Raw genomic sequence first — 21,930 nt, 5'->3', positions numbered from 1 at the left:
GGCCTGTCCTGCGCCCGTCTTCAATTCCCCGTGAAGGGCGCCCGGGCCATATTCATCCGGGATTCTGGAGCCTGCCGCTAACGGCTTTCTCAAGGGTTATCTGCCGGTGATGTCGCTTTCGGTCGGCACCAGGATTTCGCGTTTGCCGGCGTGGTTGGCAGCACCGATGATGCCCTCCTGCTCCATGCGCTCGATCAGCGAAGCGGCACGGTTGTAGCCGATGCCGAGGCGGCGCTGGACATAGGATGTCGAGGCCTTGCCGTCGCGCAGCACGATGGCAACCGCCTGGTCGTAAGGGTCCTCGGATTCGGCGAGATTGGAGGTGCCGGCCGGGCCGCTGCCGCCTTCATCATCCTCGTCGTCATCTTCGGTGATGGCATCGAGATATTGCGGCGAGCCCTGGGTTTTCAGATATTTGACGACATCCTCGACCTCGGAGTCGGAGACGAATGGGCCGTGCACACGCTGGATGCGGCCACCGCCGGCCATGTAGAGCATATCGCCCATGCCGAGCAGCTGTTCAGCGCCCTGTTCACCCAGAATGGTGCGGCTGTCGATCTTCGAGGTCACTTGGAATGAGATACGGGTCGGGAAGTTGGCCTTGATCGTACCGGTGATGACATCGACGGACGGACGCTGCGTTGCCATGATGACGTGGATGCCGGCGGCGCGGGCCATCTGGGCGAGGCGCTGGACGGCACCTTCGATATCCTTGCCGGCCACCATCATCAGGTCGGCCATTTCGTCGATGATGACGACGATATAGGGCATCGGCTGCAGGTCGAACTCTTCCGTCTCGTAGACGGCCTCGCCGGTCTGGCGGTCAAATCCGGTCTGGACGGTGCGGCTGATCTGCTCGCCCTTGGCCATCGCCTGCTCGACGCGCGAATTGAAGCCGTCGATGTTGCGCACACCGATCTTCGACATCTTCTTGTAGCGCTCTTCCATCTCGCGCACGGTCCATTTCAGCGCAACAACGGCCTTCTTCGGATCGGTGACCACGGGTGAGAGCAGATGCGGAATGCCGTCATAGACGGAGAGTTCGAGCATCTTCGGGTCGATCATGATCAGGCGGCACTGTTCCGGCTTCAGCCGGTAGAGGATCGACAGGATCATGGTGTTGATGGCGACGGATTTACCCGAGCCGGTGGTGCCGGCAACGAGCAGATGTGGCATCTTGGCGATATCAACGATGACGGGTTCGCCGCCGATCGTCTTGCCGAGCGCCATGGCAAGCTTGGTCTTGCTGGTCTCGAAATCCCTCGAGCCGATCAGTTCACGCAGATAGACGGTTTCGCGGCGCTGGTTGGGCAGTTCGATGCCGATGGCGTTACGGCCGGGCACGACGGCGACGCGGGCAGCGATCGCCGACATCGAGCGGGCGATATCGTCGGCAAGGCCGATGACGCGCGAAGACTTGATGCCGGGTGCCGGCTCCAGTTCGTACATGGTGACCACAGGGCCAGGCCGGACATGAATGATCTCGCCCTTGACGCCAAAGTCCTCCAGCACGCCTTCCAGCATGCGCGCGTTCTGTTCGAGCGCATCGGCAGACAGTGTTGTGTCGCGGGCAACGTTTTTCGGCTCGGCGAGGAAATGCAGCGGCGGCAGAGTGAAGCCGTCATCGTCGGACACAAGAGATGTCTGCGCTTCGCGGTCGATGCGCTGGCCGGTCTTTGGACGCGGCGCTGCAGGCACAACGCGTGCGGTGGCCGACGGTATAGCCTGCTTGCGCGGGGCCGGGACCGGAGCCCAATCGGCAGCCGGGTCGATGTCGTCCTCGTCATCGCCGGGCAGAATGTCGGTGGACGCACGACGGTTGTCGACGGCGGGGAAATCGCCGTCTTCGTCGTCCATCGACATCGGTGGCGCTGCGACAGTGCGGCGTTCGCTGCGGTCCAGCGACGGCTCGACGCGCTCGGAGCGGGCAACGGCTTTGGGGCGTGACGGTTCGTTCAGCGTGCCGAATTCGTCACCGTTGAAATCATAGGGCTCGTCATAATCGCGCGATACCAGCTTGCGGCGGCCTGTGAGGCCGAACAGGCGGCGGATACGGGCCTGCGCGGTAAAGCGCATGTGGGTCAGTGCGCCGGCCATCACCATGATGATGCCTTCGGATTCGTCGTCTTCGGATTCGTCGCTGACAGTGCGGGCCTTGCTCGGTGCCGGTACAGGCACGTCGGTATCGTCCTCAGGGTCGGATACGCCGATCAGCCCGGCGCTGTAGATCAGGAAATAGGCGGCGGGAAGCGTGAACAACACGGCAAGCACGGTGCCGAACGTGCCGGTCGGGTAGGTGCCGGTGAACAGGGCTGGAAAGCGCAGGATCATGTCGCCGAAGACGCCGCCAAGGCCGTTGGGCAGCGGCCAGGTGACGGGGGCGGGAATGCAGCTCAGCGCAGCCGAGGCCAGCACCGAACCGAGGAACCAGGCTCCGGCGCGCTTGACGATGTGATCGAAGGGTTTTCCGATGATCAGCACCAGGCCCCAGGCAACGACCGGAAGAAGCGCCACGACGCTGGCAATGCCGAAGAACTGCATGAAGATATCGGCGAAGGCAGCACCGGTGTAGCCGAGCAGGTTGGTCGGGGCATCGGCGGTCGCGTATGAGAAGCTGGGGTCGGCGACGTTCCAGCTCGACAAGGCGGCTATCGCGAAACCGAGAGCAACGAATACCGCAAACCCGCCCAGAGCGGCGATCTGTTTCCAGACGAATGTGGAAAGCACAAACCGGTTGGAACGGTTGTCGTATACCGCCTGATTGCTTCTGCTCATGATGACCTGCTGCCTGTTATTCCCGGAAAACGCCATGCGCGCATGCTTGGAAGGTAAGCAGAGGAGGGTTAAAGCCCTATTAACCTTGACGCTTCCTTTACGCGAAACGGCTCTGTAAGGCCGGTTTTCCCCATTGAAAGTGCTTTTGCGGCAGTCAAAGGCATACGAAAGCGCAAAAAAGACCCGGACGAATCCGGGTCAAAAGCGGTTCCGCACGAGGCAAAACCGCGACGGGACTGGATGCGGAGCCGGTTTTCCGGCTCCGCAAGTTCCTTATGAGTGGTAGGCGGCTTCGCCGTGCGAGGAGAGGTCGAGACCTTCGCGTTCAGCTTCGACGGGCACACGCAGACCGACGATGACATCAACGATCTTGTAGAGGATCGCCGAGCCGATGCCGCACCACAGAATGGTGATGATGACAGCGGTGACCTGGGTGGTGAACTGGCCGCTCATGGTGACGCCTTCGGCATAACCGATGCCGCCGAGCGAGGCGCTGGCGAAGATGCCGGTCGCCAGGGCGCCGAAGATACCACCAACGCAGTGAACGCCGAACACGTCAGCCGTGTCGTCATAGCCGAACTTGTTCTTCACCACGGAGACGAAGAAGTAGCAAAGAGGCGAGACGATGAGGCCGAGAACGATCGCACCCATCGGGCCGACGATACCGGCTGCAGGCGTGACGGCAACGAGGCCGGCAACCATGCCGGATGCGCCGCCGAGCATGGAAGCCTTGCCGCGGGTGAAGGTTTCAACCAGCGACCAGGAAACGATGGCAGCAGCCGTTGCAATGAAGGTGTTGACGGTTGCGAGCATCGCGCCGCCCGAAGCTTCAAGGTTGGAACCGGCGTTGAAGCCGAACCAGCCAACCCAGAGCATCGATGCGCCGACCATGGTCAGCGTCATTGAATGCGGAGCCATCATGTCCTTGCCGAAGCCGGTACGCTTGCCGACCATGATTGCGCCGACGATGCCAGCAATACCGGCATTGATGTGCACGACCGTGCCACCGGCAAAGTCCAGCGCGCCCATCTTGAAGAGCAGGCCGTTTGCATCCCAGACCATGTGGGCAACCGGGAAGTAGACGAAGGTGACCCAGAGTGCGCAGAACAGAACGGCTGCCGAAAACTTGATGCGTTCGGCAAAGGCGCCGACGATCAGGGCAGGGGTGATGGCTGCAAAGGTCATCTGGAACATCACGAAGATGTATTCCGGAATAACGACGCCGGCCGAGAAGGTTGCTGCGGTCGTATCCTTGCTCACGCCGGAGAGAAAGAGCTTGGCAGTGCCGCCCCAATAAGCGCTATCCGAGCCGCCGAAGGCGAAGGAATAGCCGTAGACGACCCAGATCAGCATGACGACGGCGCCGATGACCGTGCACTGCATCAGGACCGAGAGCATGTTCTTGGCGCGGACGAGGCCGCCGTAGAACAGGGCAAGACCCGGAACCAGCATGAACAGGACGAGAATGGTGCAGATGAACATGAAGGCGGTATCGCCCTTGTCCGGCACCGGTGCGGCGGCAACGGCTTCGGCTGCTGCCGGGGCTGTTTCCTGCGCAAAGGCGATGGCCGGTGCAAGAAGGGCTGCGGCTGCAGCGCCCACGCGTCCGAGAGAGGTAGAAAGTTTAAATGAAGACATTGACATGTAGCTCCCTGAACGGCCGTAACTTACAGCGCTTCTGTGTCGGTTTCGCCGGTACGAATGCGCACCGCATGGTCGATCGAGTAGACGAAGATCTTGCCGTCACCGATCTGGCCGGTCTTGGCTGACGTGGCGATCGCTTCGACGGTCTTGTCGACGATCTCCGTGGCAACAGCGATTTCGATCTTCAGTTTCGGCAGGAAGCTCACGGCGTATTCGGTGCCGCGGTAGATTTCCGTATGTCCCTTCTGACGTCCGTAACCCTTCACTTCGGTCACGGTCAGGCCTTGGATGCCAACAGCAGTGAGGGCTTCGCGAACCTCATCGAGCTTGAACGGCTTGATAATGGCCATCACAATTTTCATCTGGTTTCCCATCCTTGTTCATCTTCGGCTCGGGGCCGTCTCCTTGCCGCCGAGCACAATCCCCCAACGACTGCTCCTAGCTATTCAAGGGGCGTGCCAGTTTGAGACCGAACGGATAAGTCCATGAAAAGACACGGAAATGCCATATTCCGCCGAATTGAAACGACGGAATGGCAAAAAATTACGGATTTAAATGATGAAAAATTAAGCAGAATACAAAAAGCGGCGTTTTTTTATTCAGATGCCCTTTTCCGGATCAGGCCTTCCTGGGCAACGGAGGCGATGAGGGTACCAGAGCGATCAAACAGGCTGCCGCGCGTCATGCCGCGTGCACCAAAGGCGCTGGGGCTGTCCTGGGTATAAAGCAGCCAGTCGTCCATGCGGCAGGGGCGATGGAACCACATGGCGTGATCGAGGCTTGCCACCTGCAGGTCGCGGTCGAACACCGAGGTGCCGTGCGCATAGAGCGCTGTGTCGAGCAGGGTCATATCGGAAATATAGGCGAGGACCGCCGCCTGGATGTGGCGCTCGTCCGGAACAGCGCCGACGGCCTTGACCCAGACGTCCTGCGACGGCTCCAGCTTGTCGCGTGAAAAGTAGTGTTTGAGCGAAACCGGGCGGATCTCGATCGGCCGGGGGCGCTCCCAGTAACGGCGGATCGCTTCCGGCGCATTGACCAGGAATTTCTCCTTGATGTCCTGCTCGCCCATCAGTGTTTCGGGGGCTGCGACATCCGGCATGGTGATCTGGTGGTCAAAGCCTTCCTCGTCGAACTGGAAGGAGGCCGACAGCGAAAAGATCGCCTTGCCGTGCTGGATGGCGACGACGCGGCGGGTGGCAAAGCTTGCGCCGTCGCGGATACGGTCGACATCGTAGATGATCGGCACGGACGGATCGCCCGGCCGCATGAAATAGGCGTGCAGCGAATGCACGTAGCGGCCTTCGCTGACGGTGCGCTGGGCTGCCACCAGCGCCTGTCCGATGACTTGCCCGCCGAACACGCGTTGCCAGCCGACCTGCGGCGAGCGGCCGCGAAACAGGTTCTCTTCCAGCTTCTCCAGATCCAGCGTCTGCAGCAGCACATCCATCGGGGCGGGGTTTTCAGCGGGGCGCGACATTTCGGCAATCTCCTGAGGTCGAACGCTCAAGCGGTAGGAACGAGCGCATCAATGATCTATATAGGCCATAAGCAATGCTCAAGAGCGACGGGAGAATGAGAGATGATCGATGTGCTGATTGCGGGCGGCGGTTATGTCGGGCTGTCGCTGGCCGTATCTATTAAGAAAGCCGCGCCGCACCTTGCCGTGAGCCTAATCGACGGCGCTCCGGACACTGCCTGGAAAAAGGACGAGCGGGCTTCGGCAATCATCGCCGCCGCTTCGCAGATGCTCGATGTGCTTGGCGTGTGGAGCGAGATCGAGCCGGAGGCCGAGCCGATCAAGCGCATGGTCATCACCGATTCCAAGACCGCCGATCCGGTGCGCCCTGTGTTTTTGACGTTCGAGGATGAAAAGGTCGAAGGCCGTCCGTTTGCCCATATGGTGCCGAATGTCGCTTTGGTCGGTGCGCTGCGCAAGGCAGCCGGTGAACTTGGCGTCGAGATCCGGCAATCGACGGCAGCGGCCGATTTCAAGAGCGGCGATCATTCGGTTTCCGTCGCTTTGGCCAATGGCGAGACGATCGAGGCGCGGCTGTTGATCGCCTGCGATGGCGTGCGCTCGAAACTGCGCGATGCCGCCGGCATCAAGACCGTCGATTTCGATTATGGCCAGTCCGGGATCGTCACCACCGTCGAGCATGAACGGCCGCATGACGGCACGGCGGAAGAACATTTCCTGCCCGCTGGCCCGTTCGCAACGCTGCCGCTCAAGAACAACCGCTCCTCGCTGGTCTGGACGGAGCGGACACGCGATGCCGACCGGCTGATCGCCATCGACGATCTGGTGTTCGAGGAAGAACTGGAGCGCCGCTTCGGCCACAAGCTCGGCACGCTGAAGGTTGTCGGTGGACGCCGCGCCTTTCCGCTGGGGCTGACGCTGGCACGCGATTTCATCGCGCCGCGTTTTGCCCTTGCCGGTGACGCTGCCCATGGCATTCACCCGATTTCCGGCCAGGGCCTCAATCTCGGCTTCAAGGACGTGGCGGCGCTGGCAGAAACCATCGTCGATGCCGACCGCCTCGGCCTCGATATCGGCTCGCTCGCCGTACTCGAACGCTACCAGAGCTGGCGCCGCTTCGACACGTTCCGTATGGGCGTGACCACCGATGTGCTGAACCGGCTGTTTTCCAACGACGTCACGCCGGTCCGGGCATTGCGCGATTTCGGGCTGGGCATCGTCGATCGGATGCCTTCGGTGAAGTCATTCTTCATCCGCCAGGCATCGGGTCTTGGCGGCCAGAGCGAGCCGAAGATGCTGGGCGGGCAGGCGATTTGATTTAAGAGCCGACCGCGCACGTGGCGAACTGCTAGCTGTTTGATCCCGGGTTTTGATGGTGCATTATTTTCCCATGCCTGGAGGGATGCACTATGGGACAGATTTTACACGGCAGCGCCACGACGACTGAGGCAGTCCGTCGAGCAATACAAAATAGTCAAGAGAGCCTGAGGGCGCTTTCGAAGCACTACGGGATCAATCAGAAGACTGTTGCGAAGTGGAAGAAACGGACTTTTGTTTCCGATCTGGCCACGGGCCCCAAAGAGCCGAAGTCGACAGTCTTGTCACGTGAGGAAGAGGCCGTGATTGTCGCGTTCCGCAGACATACTCTGCTGCCACTCGACGATTGCCTCTATTCTCTTCAGCCGACCATTCCTCACCTGACGCGCTCATCGCTGCACCGATGTCTGCAACGGCACGAGATTTCCAGACTGCCAGAGGTCGAGGGTGACAAGCCGGCCAAGAAGAAATTCAAGTCCTATCCCATCGGCTATTTTCACATTGATATTGCTGAGGTTCAGACCGCCGAGGGCAAACTCTACCTCTTCGTCGCCATCGACCGGACGTCCAAGTTTACCTACGTCGAACTGCACGGGAAGGCAGGCAAGATGGCCGCAGCCCAGTTCCTGCGCAATCTGGTCAAAGCCGTTCCTTATGCAATCCATACCGTGCTGACAGACAACGGAATTCAGTTCACCAATCGCACCCGTGACATCTACGATTTCGGCCACATCTTTAATCGGGTCTGCGACGAAAACGGTATCGAGCATCGGTTGACCAAGGTGAAACACCCCTGGACGAATGGTCAGGTCGAGCGGATGAACCGCACCATCAAGGACGCAACCGTAAAACGCTTCCACTACGATGACCATGCCCAACTGAGAACGCACCTCAAAGACTTCGTCGCAGCCTACAATTTCGGGCGCCGCCTCAAGACACTCGAAGGCCTCACTCCATACGAATTCATCTGCAAATGCTGGACAATGGAACCCGAACGTTTCAGGTCAAGTCCGATCCATCAAATGCCGGGACTGAACAGCTAGCCTCCGTCATCCCGGCCTTGTGCCGGGATCCAGCCGTCGCGCGTCCGCGCGACGAGAGGACTCTTCACCCATAGTGCTTTGAGTCTTTCACGCGACGGACGTCGCGTGGCTGGATTCCTGTGACAGGCACAGGAATTGTCTGTGACTTTCGTGCTTTACTGCTCTTGAGGTTGGCGATGCGATCCCCGGGATGGCCATCCCGGGGATCGCCGCGGCAGGCGCCCGTACAGGAATAGGTCCTTGCGACCGCCGTCATCAGGGGACACTGCCGCTCCAGCCTCGCATCGCTTGCTGACTTGAATGGGCCATCGCGACGATGCGCCCGCAGACAATGCAAAGCATGGAGCATCATGATGACAGACGATGACAAAATCCAGTCCGTTCTCGGTCTCGACGTGTCCTGTGACAGCGTCACCCTGTTCGACAGCCTGACTGGCCACCCCCTGACGATCGGCAATACCCGCGACGCCCTGCATTCTGCCCTTCAGGCCTATGGCGGACGGACAGACATTCTGGCGGTCTGCGAGGCAACCGGGGGATATGAGGACCAGGTACTTGCCGTGCTGATGGCGCTTGGAATTTCCGCCCACCGCGCCGACGCCGCCAAGGTCAAGGCCTATATCCGTTCCTTCGGCAAGCGGGCCAAGACGGATGCCATCGATGCGCGCTGGCTGGCGCAGTATGGCCTCGACCGCAGTCAAACCCTGGTCCGCTGGCAGCCGCCGCAGGCCAGCCAGAGCCAGGTGCGGCTGTTGAGTGCCCGCCGCACCGATCTCGTTGCCATGCGGGTTCAGGAAAAAAACCGGCTCAAGGCGCCCCGCAGTGCCATGATCGCAGCCGATATCGAAGACCATATCGCCGAGCTCGACCGACGCATTGCTCTCATCGAGGCGCAGATCGAAACTCTCATCCGCGATGACACCGGGCTGCGGCGCCGTGAAAAGGCTTTGCGCTCCGTGCCCGGCATCGGCGCCACCATCGCAGCACTTCTGATCGCCGCCATGCCAGAACTCGGCAGCATCAACCGCCGGCAGGCGGCCAGTCTGGCCGGATGCGCGCCGCATCCCAGAGACAGTGGAAAGCTGAATGGCTATCGGGCAGTTTGCGGCGGACGCCGGCATCTCCGGCCAGCACTGTTCATCGCAGCCCTCACTGCCATCCGTGGCGACAACCCGCTCGCCACCGCATACAAGGCCTTCCTGTCCGCCGGAAAACCAAAGCGCCTGGCGCTCGGCGCCATCATGCGGAAGATCATCACTATCGCAAATGCAAGAATACGTGACGCCCAAGCGGCCCCCGACAACTGACTTGATGACGGAGAGATTATGCGATTTATCGCAGCCTCAATCCTCGATCTTGCGCGCCTCGGAGATCAGCATGATCGGGATGCCGTCGCGGATCGGGTAGGCGAGGCGGGCCTTTTCCGAGATCAGTTCGTTTTCCGCCGCATGGTAGCTGAGGCGGCCCTTGGTGAGCGGGCAGACCAGCAGTTCAAGCAGTTTGGGATCGACCCGGCTGGTTCTGTCTTCCATCTTTTCCGCCTATTGCAGCATGGTTTCGATATCGCCGAACGTGCGGGCGAGGACGATTTCGGTAATCGCGATCAGTGTCTCGGCGCGGGTCTTCAGGTCCGGTGCCTCAAGGAGCGCCTGCTTTTCCGCCGGTCCATAGGGCGACATCATCGCCATCGAATTGACCAGCGTGACGTTGCTGGCGCGCTCGACGCTCTCCCAGTCGGCTTCCAGCTTGTTGGCGTCGAGATAAGCCTTGAAGGCGGCAAGCAAAGCTTGGCGATCGACCTGCGCCTCATCGTCTGGCCCGGTGAGGTCGGTGGCGAAGGGGGCGATCCTGAAGGAGCGATAACCCTTTTTTGTGAGATGCACTTCGTCGAACAGACGGAACCGGCAGATGCCGGTCAAAGAGACGATATAGCGGCCATCCTCCATCTCGGCGAACGAGGTAATGCGGCCGACACAGCCGACCTGACAGAGCGCCTGCACATGCGCCTGACCTGCCTCCTCGCGAATTTCGCCGAACGACGGTTGGATCATGCCGATCAGGCGGTTCCCGGCCAACGCATCGTCGAACATCGAGAGATAACGCGGCTCGAAGATGTTGAGCGGCAGCTGCGAACCTGGAAGCAGCAGCACGCCCGTCAGCGGGAATACCGGAAGCGTTTCCGGCAGGTCCTGAGGCCTCAGATAACGTGCATTACCAACTTGCATGTCTCAATTCACCCCGTCGCTGTAGGCGTTTTTGGCAGCCGCTGTGGCGCCGCGCCGCTTATCGACAAGAAATGGGGCACCAACGGCAAATCTCAAGGGAGATTGTCACAAAGGCGCCCCGTGAAAGTATCACGAAAACAGGATCGATGACAGTTTGCGCCGCGCCGACAGCGTTGCCGGGTCCATCGGACCCCAGACATCGAAGAACTGCAGCAGCTCGCGCCGCGCGCCGTCATCCTCGAACGTCCGGTCGCGCTTCATCACCTTGAGCAGGTGATCGGCCGCCGCCTCGCGGTCGCCCTCGACATTGCGAATCTTGGCGAGCTTGATGCGGGCGCCGTGATCGTCGGGATCGGCAGCAAGGATCTGTTCCAGCGCATTCGGGTCGCCGAGCTTGCGGGCTTCCTCGATCTGGTCGAGTCTCTTCACAACGGCGGCGATGCCGGTATCCTTGGCCAGTTCTTCCGAGAGATCGGCCAGCACTTCGCGCGCCTGCTCCAGTTCGCCGGCGGTGACCAGGCAATTGGCGAGCCCAGCCAACGCGATAGCATTGTCCGGGTCCGCCTGCAGCACGGCGCCGAAAAGGCCGGCGGCGTTCTCGATGTCGCCTTGCTCAACCAGGGCTTTTGCGTCTGCGAGCGCCGCATCGATCCCGGCCTGCTGGTCATCGACCATCGGACCGGCGACCTTGTCGATGAACTCGCGGATCTGGCTTTCGGGCACGGCGCCCATGAAACCATCGACCGGCTTGCCGGCGACAAAGGCGATGACGGCCGGGATGGACTGGATGCCGAGTTGGCCGGCAATCGAGGGGTGATCGTCGATATTCATTTTGACCAGCCTGACGCGGCCCTGTGCCTCGGTCACGACCTTTTCGATCACCGGGGTCAGCTGCTTGCACGGGCCGCACCAGGGCGCCCAGAAATCGACCAGCACCGGTTGTTCACGGGAGGCTTCGAGCACGTCGCGGGTAAAATTGGCGGTCGTGGTTTCCTTGATCAGCTCGCCGGCCGGCGCGAGTGCTGGCGCTGTCGCCGGAACTTGCGCCTGTGCTGGGGCGCCGCCATAGCTGGCAGTTGCCGTCATCTGGTTGCCGTAGGATGCTGCATAGGGATTGTCGTTGCCGCTCATCGTGTCTCCTCGCGGACATCCTCGTCCGTCTGACTGTCTTCCCGTCAAAGATCGTATGTCAGGACGTCACTTTCAAGACAAGGGCTTCATGTCCCGTCGCCTCGATAAAGCGCAGCAGGTCCTTCGACGCGATGGATGTCGTTGCATCATTGGAGAGCGGATGACAGTTGATGATCTCGTCCTTCATCAGGTCCTTGTCGATGATGATCTTCACGTTCCGCCCCATATCGTTGATTACGCCGAAAGCGGTGACGGCGCCGGGAATGACGCCCAGATATTCCATCAGCTTCTCCGGGCGGCCAAACGAGACCTTGCTGGCGCCGCCGATGAGCGTGTGCACTGTCTTCAGGTCCACCGTGGCGTTCTCTTCGACGGTGAGCAGGAAATAATTGTCCTTCTTGTCTTTCACGAACAGGTTCTTGGTGTGCCCACCGGCAATGGCGTCGCGCAGCGCCACCGATTCGGCGACGGTGAAAACCGGCTCGTGCCGCATGGTCTTGTGGACGATGCCGAGGCTGTCGAGAAACTGAAATAATTCATCCGGCGTTTTCGGCTGCATTTCACTCATGACGGCTTCCTTGGCTTGAAAATGATGGTCTTCCTTAAGGCGAAGGGCAAAAAACCGCAATCTTCCACGGAATGCAGGCTGCAAAACGCCTTGTTTTCAGGGGGTTGCGACATTTCTTCAAAAAATTATTGGGTCAGCCGTCATTTCCCTGTTGCATTTGAAAATCGTCTGGGCCATATAGCCGTCGTCGCAGCAAACAACAAACGCAGCGGCGCCACGGTCCACCGACTACCCCCGGACCTTGGATGATGAGCGGGTGTAGCTCAGGGGTAGAGCACAACCTTGCCAAGGTTGGGGTCGAGCGTTCGAATCGCTTCACCCGCTCCATTTTCTCTCTACTGAGATTAAAAGTTGAAAGTCGCCTAGGCGGCTTTTCTTTGCGTTTTTCCCTATCCTCTTCCCACATACGGCATCTGCGTTGCCATCACGGTCATCGTCAGCACATTGGCGTCGAGCGGCAGTCCCGCCATGTAGACGACGGCGTCAGCGACGAGGTTTGCCGGGATGGTTGGTTCGGATGCGATTTCGCCATTGGCCTGCAGGACGCCTCCGCTCATTTTCGATGTCATTTCAGTGGAGGCATTGCCGATATCGATCTGGCCGCAGGCGATGTCAAAGTGGCGGCCGTCGAGGGCTGTCGATTTGGTGAGGCCGGCAATGGCGTGTTTGGTGGCCGTATACGGCGCTGACATCGGCCGCGGCGTGGAGGCGGAGATCGAGCCATTGTTGATGATTCGCCCACCACGCGGCGTCTGTGCCTTCATCAGCTTCATCGCCTGCTGGGTACAGAGGAAGGCGCCGGTCAGGTTGGCGCTGACGATGGCGTTCCACTGTTCGAAGGTGATGTTTTCCATCGGAACGGCGGGCAGGCCCATGCCCGCATTGTTGACGAGCAGGTCGAGGCGGTCGAAATCGTGGCGGATGGTCGAAAACAGGGTGGCGACCGCCTGCGGATCGCCGACATCGGCAGCGAACGCCCGTGCCGTGCCGCCGGTCTCGGCGGACAGCTCCTTTGCGGCGTGCTGGAGAATATCAAAGCGCCGGCCTGAAAGGACGACCGTGTAGCCGTTTTTCAATAGCGCCTCGGCAATGGCGCGGCCGATACCGGTACCGCCGCCTGTGACCAGGGCAATCTTCGATCCGCTTGTTTCAGCCATGCCCAAGTCCTCCTCGTGCCGCATCCTTGATAGGGCATCAAATCCGGTTTTGCTGCAAAAGCCCAGCGGATTTGCTTTCGGTTTTTTGGGATCAGCCAATCGGCGATGACGAGGGAGCGGCTTGCGCCGCGCCAACGTTGGATGAGCATTTTAAGGTGGATTCGTCCTATATCGTGCCTGTGCTGCCGGGAGGCGTTGTATTGGCGTGGGCGAGGAAGGCCGGCGCCGATCAGCTCCGGGTAAAGACGTAATCGGTTTCCTGCCGCAGCGTTTCACCGGGCCGCAAGACGGCTTGCGGGAAATTGGCGTGATTGATCGCATCCGGCCAGATCTGAGTTTCCAGGCAGAAGCCGGCGAAAGGCCCGTATTGGCGGCCTTCGAGGCCGGGTGCTGCTATATTCATCTTGAAGCCGGTGTAGAACTGTACGCCGGGCTCGGTGGTGCGCACTTCCAGCGAGATGCCGGAATTGATGCTGCGCACCAGGGCAACGGACTGTTTGGGGCCACGAGCCTCTGCCAGGCAGAAATTGTGGTCATAACCGATCTTGTCGCCTTCCAGCTGACGGCGCAGCGGCGTCATGGCGCGCAGATCGAAGGCGGTGCCCTCGACGGAGCGGATCTCGCCGGTCGGGACCTGCAGATCGTTGGTCGGCAGATAGCTGTTGGCGGCGATCATCGCATCGTGGCCAAGCGCATCGGCAGTGCCATCGAGGTTGAAATAGCTGTGCTGGCAGACATTGCAGATTGTCGCGCGGTCAGTCGTGCTCTCATAGAGGACATTAAGGACACCGCCGTCGCTGACCGTATAGGTGCAGGTGATGGTGCAATTGCCGGGATAGCCGGCGCGGCCATCGGGATCGACAATCTGCAGCACGACGCGGTTCTCCGCCGTCTCGATCAGCCTCCACAGGCGCTTGGCAATGCCGTCGCTGCCACCGTGCAGGTGGGTTACGCCCTTTTCGTTGCATTCGAGCTGGTAGGGCACGCCATCGATGGCAAACCGCCCACCGCCGATGCGATTGGCGTTGCGGCCGGGCGTTGCGCCGAAATAGGGGGAATGCGAGAGATAGTCGGAAAAATTCTCGAAGCCGAGAACCAGTGGCGCCGCATGGCCATCAAGGCGCAGGTCCTGGATGACGGAGCCCCAGGTGAGGATATGTGCGGTCAGCCCGCCGCCCTTTATGACGATGCGATGAACGGGTTCGCCGGACGGCATATGGCCGAACACTTCAGTCTCTGTCTGCACGATTACTCTTCCTCCACTCTTTCGGCGGCAAACTGCGTCATTTCGCGGATGGCAGCAACCGAAAAGTCATACAATTTAAGGCGCCCGGACGCTCCAGCCGTTCAGGCACCTTCCTCAGTAAAGACAGAACAGATTCGCCTTAAAACGTCTTCTGATAGATGATGAAAGGCGTCTTATCGGCGATCCGGTCGTAAAGCTTGCGGGCATTGGCGTTGAAGTCCTGAGTCATCCAGTAGACTTCCTCTGCCTTTTCCGCATTGGCCCGGGCATAGACAGCTTCGATCAGCGCCCGGCCGATTCCCTGTCCGCGCACCTCCGGATCGGCAAACAGGTCCTGCAGGTAGCAGATGGAATTCTTGTGCCAGCAGGACCGGTGAAAGAGGAAATGCGCAAGACCGACCGGTTTGCCGTCCAGCACGGCGAGAAATCCCGCATATTCATGCGCCGCGCCGCTCAAGAGCCGCGAGAAGGTGAGGGCGTAGATGTCCTCTGGCAGAGTGGTCTCGTAGAAGGCGAGATACGCCTTCCACAGGCGGCGCCAATCCTGCTCGTCGCCGGGCTCGATGGGGCGGATGGTGAGGGTTGCGGTCAGCGTCTGTCCTTCCCGATATCGGCGAGATCATAGGATGTCGTCTGATAGATATCGTTGATCCAGTTGCCGAACAACAGGTGCGCGTGGCTGCGCCAGCGGTTCTGTGGCGTCAACGTCGGATCATTGTGGGGAAAATGGTTGTGCGGCATCTTGATCGGCACGCCGGCATCGACATCGCGGAAATATTCATCCGACAGCGATGTCGAATCATATTCGACATGGTTGAAGACATAGAGCCGGTTGCCGGCCTTCTCATGCACGAAGCACACACCCATTTCCTCGGATTCCATCAGGATTTCCAGCGCGGGTTTTTGCTCGATATCGGCGCGGCGCACCTCGGTCCAGCGCGATACCGGTATCTGGAAATCATCGGAAAAACCGCTGAGATAGGGCGAGGACGGGTTGAGATTATGGTGGCGATAGACGCCGAACGCCTTTTCCTTCAGCGTGTATTTCGGCACGCCGTGGAAATGGTAGATCGCCGCCATCGCACCCCAGCAGATGTTCAGCGTCGAATGGACATTGGTGTGGGTCCAGTCAAGAATCTGCTGCATCTCGTTCCAGTAGGTGACGTCTTCATAATCCAGCGTCTCGACAGGGGCGCCAGTGATGATCAGGCCGTCGAACTTGCGGTGCTTGACCTCTTCCCAAGTCTCGTAGAAGGCCAGCAGATGCTCTTCCGGCGTATTCTTGGCCTTGTGGCCGCCCAGCCGGATCAACGAGAATTCGACCTGCAGCGGCGAGGCGCCGACAAGGCGCGCCATCTGCACTTCGGTTTTGATCTTGTTCGGCATGAGATTGAGCAGGCCGATCTGCAGCGGCCGGATGTCCTGGCGGATTGCGGCAGTTTCGGTCATCATCCGCACCCCCTCTTTGACGAGGGTTTCATAGGCGGGCAGCGTATCAGGAATCTTGATTGGCATGGGACAACACTCGGCTCAACGAACACGCCGGTACAAAAAAACCGGCAACGATAGAATCGCAACCGGCCCCGCTTGCTTGCGCATGCACGGCCCTTTAGCGACTTATTTAACGTGGCTGCAAGCCGGCCGGCCAAATCACCACGAGTGCTTAAATAGCGCCTGTTGGCGCGCGAATCAATATGCTGCGCCCGTGTGCGTAAAACGGTCGCCACGACTGGTTGCTATCGTCAGGCAGGCTCTCCTTTTGCCAGAAAGGCTGCCACACTGTCGAGCAGGGAACGCGTTCCCGTTTCGCGCTGGCTGACAGTGTCATGGCCGTCAAGAAAGGCGTCCTGTTCGGTGAAGACCAGCTTCGTTCCAGCGCCGTCTGCCTTGAGTTCAACCGTGGTCAGCGAGACGGAGATCCGCGTGCGATCCAGGTGGATGTCGTAGCTATAGATGATGCGCTCGTTTGGCACGATGTCCTGATATTGCCCATCGAAGGTATGCACTACCCTATCGGGGGAGGTGATCGACAGGTGCTCGCGGCCGCCGATGCGGAAATCAATAGTGAAGTCCTGCGATGTCCAGCCGGCATGGCTGGCGTACCACCGGGCCTTGTTATCCTTCTTGGCCCATGCGGCAAAGACACGGGACGGAGAGGCATCGTAGTGGCGGACGATGGTGAAAGCGGCATGGGTTACCGAATGCTGGGTCATGGCGGTTCCTCTCCGGTGTTTCGTTAGGTGGCGGCCTGATCGCGGTTGAGTTCCGTTCCAAGATTGTCGAGCATCTGGTCCCACCCGGCCTCATGGTTTTCCGGCCTGTCATGGCCGTCGAGGAAGACGCCCTGCTCGGTGAGAATAACGCGGCAGCCGTGGCTTGCTGCGATGAACTCGACGGTCAGAAGTCCGGCGAAAAGCCGTTTGCCTTCCGAGGTCATGTTGCCCGCTGAGATGATGCGCACATTGGGCACGATGTCCTGATAGGTGGTTTCGTTGATGAAAACCGGACCGCCCTTCGGCCCGAAGCGGCTGACATCGCTGCCGCCGGTTCGGAAGTCGAAGCGTTCATAGGCCACGTCCCATCCCTCGCCCGGCGATCCCCAGCGCAGAAGGGCATCCGGATCGGACCAGGCGGCAAAGACGCGCGGCGGTGCTGCCGCGTACGTGCGTTCAAGGACGATGGTGGAGTGCCTCGTGGATCGTTCGGTCATCACACTCTCCTTGTTTGCCTGTGGGGTCAGGCGACGGCGGCACTGCGTTCGAGTTCGATGGCCAGTTGTTCGTAGAGGTCGCGGCAGCCTTTTTCGCGATCGGCGACCTTGTCGAGGCCGTCGAGAAAGGCGCCCTGTTCGGTGTAAAACAGCCGGGTCTTTGCGCCTTCGGCCTTTAGTTCCACCGTGGCGAGCGACGAGGAAATGCGTTTGTCGCCGATCAGCATCGAATAGGCGAAAATCATCCGGTTGTCCGGTACGATGTCGTGGTAAATGGTTTCGTTATAGACCATCATCGTGCCATCCGGGCTGAAGCGGCCGGTCTCGCGGCCACCAACGCGGAAGTCGAAGGTGTATTCGGCAATCGGCCAGTTGTCGGCCTTGACGAACCAGCGGTTACGGGCAGCCGGGTCGGAAAAGGCCTTGAAGACGCGGGCCGGCGAAGCGTCGTAAACGCGCTCGATGACGAAAGTGGCATGGGTCACGCTGCGGTCGGTCATTGTTCACCCCCTTGAGATGTTTCGGTTTGAATGGTGTCGGGCTCTTCCGGGTTGTCGGCGAGATAGTCGCCCAGCGCGTCGAGGCGGCGGCCCCACAGAGCGCGGCGATCGGAGATCCATTGTTCTGCAAGGCTCAGCACCTCCCGGTCGATGGTGCAGGTGCGCACCCGCCCGACCTTCTGCGACTGGACGAGGCCGCTCAGTTCCAGCACCTGCAGGTGTTGCATGACGGAGGGCAGGGACATGGTGAGTGGGCCGGCCAGTTCGCTGACAGAGGCCGGTCCATGGCAAAGCCTGTTCACCATCATGCGCCGTGCCGGATCAGCGAGCGCCTGGAACATGAGATCGAGCTGGTTTGATTGGTTAAGCATATGCCTAACTATCATGGCATGGCGACGAGCGCAAGAGATAGTTAAGTAAATTGCTAAGTGTTGTGTTCACGCCGATGTGTTCGAAAACCTGAAACTCGCCCGTTCCGGCACGCGTACCCCTGATGACTTCAGGAGGAAACGCGATGCCCAGTCTTGCCTACCAGATCAGCCCGGCCGATTTCCGCCAGCGGCGCCTGTTGCAGGCAACCATCGCTATCCTGGCGATGCTGCCGGTGTTTGCCGGGCTGGCGGGTGTGGTGATGGGACCCGGCTTTCTCGGCGAGACGACACCGCCTGTGGATCTCAGCAGTCATGTGCGGTTCCTGTCGGGTCTGTTCCTTGCTTTTGGCATCGGCTGGTACAGCTGCATTCCAGCGATCGAGAAGAAGACCGAACGCATCCGGCTTCTGGCGATCCTGACATTCAGCGGTGGGCTGGCGCGGCTGTATTCGCTGGTTATCGATGGTGTGCCTTCGGCTGGGCATCTGCTCGGGCTTGGCATGGAACTGGTCGTCGTGCCGTGTCTGGTTCTCTGGCACGGACAGGTTGCGGCCCTGAGCCAAAGCCGGAGTTGAGCGAGGTCGCGCAGCAATCGGCGTCTTCCGCCCGATCAGCAAACGGGTGGAGGCGATTGCCGCAAGCGGCGGGTGGGGCGATCCTAGGCGTGGCTGGGAGGATCGTCTCACCCTTCTGTCCTTCCGGCATTGGCCCGAGGCTGTGCCGAGGTTTCGCGCCGTAACCTGGTGTTTTGCGAATTCCGTCGCACCGTTTCGTCCGTCTCGCAAAGCATGCCGGTTTGAAAAGCCAGCCAAGCAGAGTGTTTTGCGTCTCCATCGCGAGGAAAATGGAACAATCCAAGATATTCGGGATTGCAAAAAACAATCCTGAGATGTGAATATCTTTTTATTTCAAGGGTTTGCGCGTCACATTATGGAATCCTTAATTACATTGCGCGCTAAATTCTCGCTAACTCCGAGATGCCCGTCGGATGGTCTGCCACCGGAGCTGACATGATGTCGCGGTACGGTTGCATGTTGATCGACCCCATCAGGAGGCCATCGTGTCCCGCCCAAAGATCAAGACTGCATTGACCGCCGTGTTAATGCTTATCGGTGTCGTGTTCCTATCCTTTGCCGGCTTTGCCATTCAAAGCATGAACACGTTGAATAAGAACGTCGCTGAAATGGCGACGGACTGGTTGCCGGGCGTCTCCGTCGCCAAGGAAATGAACCTGGCGCTGTCTTCGATGCGCCGCAATTATCTTAATCATGTGATGGCCCTGGATGACGCCAGCCGCAAGACCGTCGAGCAGGCGCTGGATGCGGATGCCACTCATTTTCGCGAGCAGTTGAAATTGAACGAGGCTGCCAGCGACGATGCGTCCGAGCAAGCTGTGGCGAAGGACATCGAAACGAAGTTTGCCGCCCTCCAGCAATTGGCACAGCCGATGCTCGCCCTTTCGCGTGCGGGCAAGACAGAGGAGGCGAAAGTCGCCCAGCAGACGCAGATCCGCCCGGCCGCTGCCGAGCTGACGGATATCGTCGACAAGATCGTCCGGATTAAAACGGAGGGATCGCAGCACTCTTACGAGATCAGCAAACAGGTCTTCCAGACGACGATGACCATTGCGATGGTGGCCGTCGCTGTTGGCCTTTCGGTGATTGCAGGCGGCATCTATTTTGCCCTTTCCGGGATCGCCAGGCCGATCGAGGCCATCACCGGCTCGATGAAGGCGCTGGCAGCAGGCGACACGACAGCGGCCATTCCGTTCCAGGGTCGCGCCGACGAAATCGGCGCCATGGCAGCGGCGGTTGCGGTGTTCAAGGCCAATGCGCTGGCCAACATCCAGCTGGAAGCCGAGGCCGCAAGCGAGCGCAACATGACCGAGAGCGAGCGGCGGCAGAATGCGCAAACTGCGCGGATCAAGGCGGATGAAATGGAGCTGGCGACGGCTGGGCTGGCGGATGGCCTTTCGCATCTGGCTGCAGGCGATCTTTCCTTTCAGCTCAACCAGACTTTTGCGCCCGACTTCGAAACGCTGCGGAAGAATTTCAATGCGTCCGTTCTTCAACTGGCACAGACGCTGCAGTCCGTGACCACGGCGGCACAGTCGATCGACAGCGGATCGCGGGAAATCAGCCAGAGTTCCGACGATCTCTCCAAGCGCACCGAACATCAGGCCGCATCGCTGGAAGAAACGGCCGCCGCCCTCGATCAGATCACCGCGAACGTCGCCAACTCCTCGCAGCGGGCCGAAGAGGCACGGCAGATTGCCATCCAGGCCAATGCCAGCGCCACCCAGTCGGGCTCGGTCGTCGCCAATGCGGTCAATGCCATGGAGCGCATCGAGCAGTCGTCGGGGCAAATTTCCAGCATCATCTCGGTGATCGACGAAATCGCCTTCCAGACCAATCTGCTGGCGTTGAATGCCGGTGTCGAAGCGGCGCGTGCCGGTGAGGCCGGCAAGGGGTTTGCGGTGGTCGCACAGGAAGTGCGCGAACTCGCCCAGCGCTCTGCCAAGGCGGCTAAGGAAATCAAGGAGCTGATCCGAAATTCGAGCGTGGAAGTCGACAGCGGAGTCAAGCTGGTACGCGACACCGGCAATGCGCTGAAAGTCATTGGCGACTATGTGGTGACGATCAACCAGCACATGGACGCGATCGCGCTTTCATCGCGGGAGCAATCCGTCGGGCTTGCCGAGGTCAACACGGCGGTCAACCAGATGGATCAGGTGACGCAGCAGAATGCGGCAATGGTCGAGGAGATGAATGCGGCGGGCGCCACCCTTGCGCAGGAATCCAACCAGCTCCGGGAGCTGATCTCGCAGTTCATGCTGGCCGCCGACAACCGATCGGCTGTACGGGACGGCGCGGCCCACAAGTCCCGCCGGGCGGCATAGGTTTTGCCGGATAAGGGCCTCGCCGAAAGGCGGGGCCTTTTTGTTTGTGACGCGCCTGTGCAACGCATGGGCTCTACAGGACAATCCCCGCGAGCGGCTGTCTTCCGATCAATGCCAGAGAGACACGTGGCACGCATGGGCGCTGACGTTTGGCAATTGCATCCGCCCACGCGCGAAAAATTCGCCGTGGTTTTCAAAGGACAGAGTCGGCCGGGGCACATCGGGTGCCGCAGTAAGTAGTAATAGGTGACACGCGATGTGCCCCGTTTCAGTGTCTTTTGCCGCGCTTCTCAGGTTCTTCTGCGCCTCTCCCTTGTGAGGAGAAGCCTCCAATGCCCCAGCCCGGCCGCTTATCCGCTGGGCTTTTCAATGCGGCGGGGTTTAGCCCTGGGCCGTCCAAAGACGGCGTGGCCACCCGGCACGCCCGGTCCGCTTTCGCAAACCGGAGGAGAACCGCCTTTCACGCAGCCCCGGGGATTTTGCGCGCGTTCCGCCAAACCATCCGGGCACCGGCCCCACCTCGCCGGCAACGCAAACCGGTGTATCCGTGGTGGGACGAGGTGAGTATGGCACGGGTTTTGAGGGCGGGGATTTGCGGGGATAATTTTTTTTGGGGGAGCCACTATTAGCCCAAAGCTGGCATGGAACGTTTGCCTATTCAGAGGCGGCTTTGCGCCTTCCTTCCGGCCGTTTGTACCGCTTGCTGGAATTGCTGAAAATTATCCTTTCAGCCACGCAGGTCACCTTTGAAAGCGGGCAAAAGCAGACCTGCCACCGTCACCACACATGGAACAAAACCCAATTCTCTGAGTTTTAGGCTATTCGACCAACGCGGTGGTGGCCTTGGCGATGTCTGCGCTGGTC

22 protein-coding genes, 1 tRNA gene and 1 riboswitch are annotated in these 21,930 nt (G+C 60.1%); of the genes, 6 read left to right on the top strand and 17 right to left on the bottom strand.

All coding sequences use genetic code 11. The annotated features are described in order from the left end of the window. Positions 1–96: 96 nt before the first annotated feature. The 4 genes from ACQY8Q_RS11040 to tesB all read right to left on the bottom strand — a co-directional run bounded on the left by ACQY8Q_RS11040 (position 97) and on the right by tesB (position 5,899). A complete protein-coding gene (locus ACQY8Q_RS11040; RefSeq protein ID WP_428426617.1) occupies positions 97–2,775 on the bottom strand; it encodes a DNA translocase FtsK in 2,679 nt (892 codons plus the stop codon). 273 nt (positions 2,776–3,048) lie between these two features. Continuing rightward, positions 3,049–4,413: an ammonium transporter gene (locus ACQY8Q_RS11035; protein WP_428426616.1), complete on the bottom strand. Its 1,365-nt coding sequence runs from the start codon at positions 4,411–4,413 to the stop codon at positions 3,049–3,051. A gap of 29 nt (positions 4,414–4,442) precedes the next feature. After that, positions 4,443–4,793, bottom strand: coding sequence for a P-II family nitrogen regulator (locus tag ACQY8Q_RS11030; RefSeq protein WP_162743947.1), 351 nt, complete (start codon positions 4,791–4,793; stop codon positions 4,443–4,445). 221 nt (positions 4,794–5,014) lie between these two features. Then, a complete protein-coding gene (gene tesB / locus ACQY8Q_RS11025; RefSeq protein WP_428426615.1) occupies positions 5,015–5,899 on the bottom strand; it encodes an acyl-CoA thioesterase II in 885 nt (294 codons plus the stop codon). 102 nt (positions 5,900–6,001) lie between these two features. Here tesB and ACQY8Q_RS11020 point away from each other — a divergent pair, with 102 nt between their 5' ends. Both ACQY8Q_RS11020 and ACQY8Q_RS11015 read left to right on the top strand, forming a co-directional pair. Then, positions 6,002–7,216, top strand: a complete 1,215-nt coding sequence (locus ACQY8Q_RS11020) for a ubiquinone biosynthesis hydroxylase (RefSeq protein WP_428426614.1) — start codon at positions 6,002–6,004, stop codon at positions 7,214–7,216. A gap of 92 nt (positions 7,217–7,308) precedes the next feature. Further along, the gene (locus ACQY8Q_RS11015) at positions 7,309–8,259 is read left to right on the top strand and encodes an IS481 family transposase (protein ID WP_428426613.1); all 951 of its coding nucleotides are present in this window, start codon (positions 7,309–7,311) and stop codon (positions 8,257–8,259) included. Positions 8,260–8,514: 255 nt separating this feature from the next. On the opposite strand, the gene ACQY8Q_RS11010 is transcribed toward ACQY8Q_RS11015, so the two are convergent. Next, positions 8,515–8,601, bottom strand: a complete 87-nt coding sequence (locus tag ACQY8Q_RS11010) for a DUF2180 family protein (protein WP_113313656.1) — start codon at positions 8,599–8,601, stop codon at positions 8,515–8,517. An 8-nt stretch (positions 8,602–8,609) separates the two neighbouring features. On the opposite strand from ACQY8Q_RS11010, the gene ACQY8Q_RS11005 reads away from it, so the two are divergent. After that, entirely contained in the window at positions 8,610–9,566 is a 957-nt protein-coding gene (locus ACQY8Q_RS11005) for an IS110 family transposase (protein ID WP_428423744.1), read from the top strand. Positions 9,567–9,602: 36 nt separating this feature from the next. Here the strand turns inward: ACQY8Q_RS11005 and ACQY8Q_RS11000 are convergent, their stop codons facing one another. The 4 genes from ACQY8Q_RS11000 to ACQY8Q_RS10985 form a co-directional block, all read right to left on the bottom strand. Continuing rightward, the gene (locus ACQY8Q_RS11000) at positions 9,603–9,791 is read right to left on the bottom strand and encodes a Trm112 family protein (RefSeq protein ID WP_037097280.1); all 189 of its coding nucleotides are present in this window, start codon (positions 9,789–9,791) and stop codon (positions 9,603–9,605) included. 9 nt (positions 9,792–9,800) lie between these two features. Further along, on the bottom strand, positions 9,801–10,484 hold the full coding sequence (locus ACQY8Q_RS10995; protein WP_428426612.1) for an LON peptidase substrate-binding domain-containing protein: 684 nt from the start codon (positions 10,482–10,484) through the stop codon (positions 9,801–9,803). A gap of 129 nt (positions 10,485–10,613) precedes the next feature. Then, positions 10,614–11,615 (bottom strand): thioredoxin, encoded by a 1,002-nt coding sequence (trxA, locus tag ACQY8Q_RS10990; RefSeq protein ID WP_428426611.1) that lies wholly within the window; start codon positions 11,613–11,615, stop codon positions 10,614–10,616. A 58-nt stretch (positions 11,616–11,673) separates the two neighbouring features. Further along, positions 11,674–12,183, bottom strand: a complete 510-nt coding sequence (locus ACQY8Q_RS10985) for a prolyl-tRNA synthetase associated domain-containing protein (RefSeq protein WP_428426610.1) — start codon at positions 12,181–12,183, stop codon at positions 11,674–11,676. Between the two features lie 252 nt (positions 12,184–12,435). Here ACQY8Q_RS10985 and ACQY8Q_RS10980 point away from each other — a divergent pair. Then, positions 12,436–12,510, top strand: a tRNA-Gly gene (locus ACQY8Q_RS10980). 62 nt (positions 12,511–12,572) lie between these two features. On the opposite strand, the gene ACQY8Q_RS10975 is transcribed toward ACQY8Q_RS10980, so the two are convergent. The 8 genes from ACQY8Q_RS10975 to ACQY8Q_RS10940 all read right to left on the bottom strand — a co-directional run bounded on the left by ACQY8Q_RS10975 (position 12,573) and on the right by ACQY8Q_RS10940 (position 18,167). Further along, entirely contained in the window at positions 12,573–13,340 is a 768-nt protein-coding gene (locus ACQY8Q_RS10975; RefSeq protein WP_428426609.1) for an SDR family oxidoreductase, read from the bottom strand. A gap of 229 nt (positions 13,341–13,569) precedes the next feature. Continuing rightward, entirely contained in the window at positions 13,570–14,586 is a 1,017-nt protein-coding gene (locus ACQY8Q_RS10970) for an aldose epimerase family protein (protein ID WP_428426608.1), read from the bottom strand. Positions 14,587–14,725: 139 nt separating this feature from the next. Then, on the bottom strand, positions 14,726–15,118 hold the full coding sequence (locus ACQY8Q_RS10965; protein ID WP_428429752.1) for an N-acetyltransferase family protein: 393 nt from the start codon (positions 15,116–15,118) through the stop codon (positions 14,726–14,728). A 56-nt stretch (positions 15,119–15,174) separates the two neighbouring features. Beyond that, on the bottom strand, positions 15,175–16,101 hold the full coding sequence (gene metA, locus ACQY8Q_RS10960; RefSeq protein ID WP_428426607.1) for a homoserine O-acetyltransferase MetA: 927 nt from the start codon (positions 16,099–16,101) through the stop codon (positions 15,175–15,177). Between the two features lie 74 nt (positions 16,102–16,175). Then, positions 16,176–16,253, bottom strand: a riboswitch (SAM riboswitch). 75 nt (positions 16,254–16,328) lie between these two features. Beyond that, positions 16,329–16,799, bottom strand: a complete 471-nt coding sequence (locus tag ACQY8Q_RS10955) for an SRPBCC family protein (RefSeq protein ID WP_428426606.1) — start codon at positions 16,797–16,799, stop codon at positions 16,329–16,331. A gap of 23 nt (positions 16,800–16,822) precedes the next feature. Continuing rightward, on the bottom strand, positions 16,823–17,296 hold the full coding sequence (locus ACQY8Q_RS10950; RefSeq protein WP_428426605.1) for an SRPBCC family protein: 474 nt from the start codon (positions 17,294–17,296) through the stop codon (positions 16,823–16,825). A 26-nt stretch (positions 17,297–17,322) separates the two neighbouring features. After that, positions 17,323–17,796, bottom strand: coding sequence for an SRPBCC family protein (locus ACQY8Q_RS10945; protein ID WP_428426604.1), 474 nt, complete (start codon positions 17,794–17,796; stop codon positions 17,323–17,325). Next, entirely contained in the window at positions 17,793–18,167 is a 375-nt protein-coding gene (locus ACQY8Q_RS10940) for an ArsR/SmtB family transcription factor (RefSeq protein ID WP_428426603.1), read from the bottom strand. Before ACQY8Q_RS10940 ends, ACQY8Q_RS10945 begins: the two co-directional genes overlap by 4 nt. A 143-nt stretch (positions 18,168–18,310) precedes the next feature. Between ACQY8Q_RS10940 and ACQY8Q_RS10935 the strand changes: the two genes are divergently transcribed. Continuing rightward, a complete protein-coding gene (locus tag ACQY8Q_RS10935) occupies positions 18,311–18,742 on the top strand; it encodes a DUF4345 domain-containing protein (RefSeq protein WP_428426602.1) in 432 nt (143 codons plus the stop codon). A 485-nt stretch (positions 18,743–19,227) separates the two neighbouring features. Continuing rightward, the gene (locus ACQY8Q_RS10930; RefSeq protein WP_428426601.1) at positions 19,228–21,066 is read left to right on the top strand and encodes a methyl-accepting chemotaxis protein; all 1,839 of its coding nucleotides are present in this window, start codon (positions 19,228–19,230) and stop codon (positions 21,064–21,066) included. The last annotated feature ends 864 nt before the right edge of the window (positions 21,067–21,930 follow it).

The sequence above is a fragment of the Pararhizobium sp. genome, from assembly GCF_965279435.1.
Taxonomy (GTDB): domain Bacteria; phylum Pseudomonadota; class Alphaproteobacteria; order Rhizobiales; family Rhizobiaceae; genus Pararhizobium.
This window is presented reverse-complemented; position numbering and strand designations above follow the sequence as displayed.

What these genes read in the sequence shown, in the direction of transcription:
- ACQY8Q_RS11040 (WP_428426617.1), bottom strand. Translation starts at nt 2,775, where the DNA reads ATGAGCAGAAGCAATCAGGCGGTATACGACAACCGTTCCAACCGGTTT.
- ACQY8Q_RS11035 (WP_428426616.1), bottom strand. Translation starts at nt 4,413, where the DNA reads ATGTCTTCATTTAAACTTTCTACCTCTCTCGGACGCGTGGGCGCTGCA.
- ACQY8Q_RS11030 (WP_162743947.1), bottom strand. Translation starts at nt 4,793, where the DNA reads ATGGGAAACCAGATGAAAATTGTGATGGCCATTATCAAGCCGTTCAAG.
- tesB (WP_428426615.1), bottom strand. Translation starts at nt 5,899, where the DNA reads ATGTCGCGCCCCGCTGAAAACCCCGCCCCGATGGATGTGCTGCTGCAG.
- ACQY8Q_RS11020 (WP_428426614.1), top strand. Translation starts at nt 6,002, where the DNA reads ATGATCGATGTGCTGATTGCGGGCGGCGGTTATGTCGGGCTGTCGCTG.
- ACQY8Q_RS11015 (WP_428426613.1), top strand. Translation starts at nt 7,309, where the DNA reads ATGGGACAGATTTTACACGGCAGCGCCACGACGACTGAGGCAGTCCGT.
- ACQY8Q_RS11010 (WP_113313656.1), bottom strand. Translation starts at nt 8,601, where the DNA reads ATGCTTTGCATTGTCTGCGGGCGCATCGTCGCGATGGCCCATTCAAGT.
- ACQY8Q_RS11005 (WP_428423744.1), top strand. Translation starts at nt 8,610, where the DNA reads ATGATGACAGACGATGACAAAATCCAGTCCGTTCTCGGTCTCGACGTG.
- ACQY8Q_RS11000 (WP_037097280.1), bottom strand. Translation starts at nt 9,791, where the DNA reads ATGGAAGACAGAACCAGCCGGGTCGATCCCAAACTGCTTGAACTGCTG.
- ACQY8Q_RS10995 (WP_428426612.1), bottom strand. Translation starts at nt 10,484, where the DNA reads ATGCAAGTTGGTAATGCACGTTATCTGAGGCCTCAGGACCTGCCGGAA.
- trxA (WP_428426611.1), bottom strand. Translation starts at nt 11,615, where the DNA reads ATGAGCGGCAACGACAATCCCTATGCAGCATCCTACGGCAACCAGATG.
- ACQY8Q_RS10985 (WP_428426610.1), bottom strand. Translation starts at nt 12,183, where the DNA reads ATGAGTGAAATGCAGCCGAAAACGCCGGATGAATTATTTCAGTTTCTC.
- ACQY8Q_RS10975 (WP_428426609.1), bottom strand. Translation starts at nt 13,340, where the DNA reads ATGGCTGAAACAAGCGGATCGAAGATTGCCCTGGTCACAGGCGGCGGT.
- metA (WP_428426607.1), bottom strand. Translation starts at nt 16,101, where the DNA reads ATGCCAATCAAGATTCCTGATACGCTGCCCGCCTATGAAACCCTCGTC.
- ACQY8Q_RS10955 (WP_428426606.1), bottom strand. Translation starts at nt 16,799, where the DNA reads ATGACCCAGCATTCGGTAACCCATGCCGCTTTCACCATCGTCCGCCAC.
- ACQY8Q_RS10950 (WP_428426605.1), bottom strand. Translation starts at nt 17,296, where the DNA reads ATGACCGAACGATCCACGAGGCACTCCACCATCGTCCTTGAACGCACG.
- ACQY8Q_RS10945 (WP_428426604.1), bottom strand. Translation starts at nt 17,796, where the DNA reads ATGACCGACCGCAGCGTGACCCATGCCACTTTCGTCATCGAGCGCGTT.
- ACQY8Q_RS10940 (WP_428426603.1), bottom strand. Translation starts at nt 18,167, where the DNA reads ATGCTTAACCAATCAAACCAGCTCGATCTCATGTTCCAGGCGCTCGCT.
- ACQY8Q_RS10935 (WP_428426602.1), top strand. Translation starts at nt 18,311, where the DNA reads ATGCCCAGTCTTGCCTACCAGATCAGCCCGGCCGATTTCCGCCAGCGG.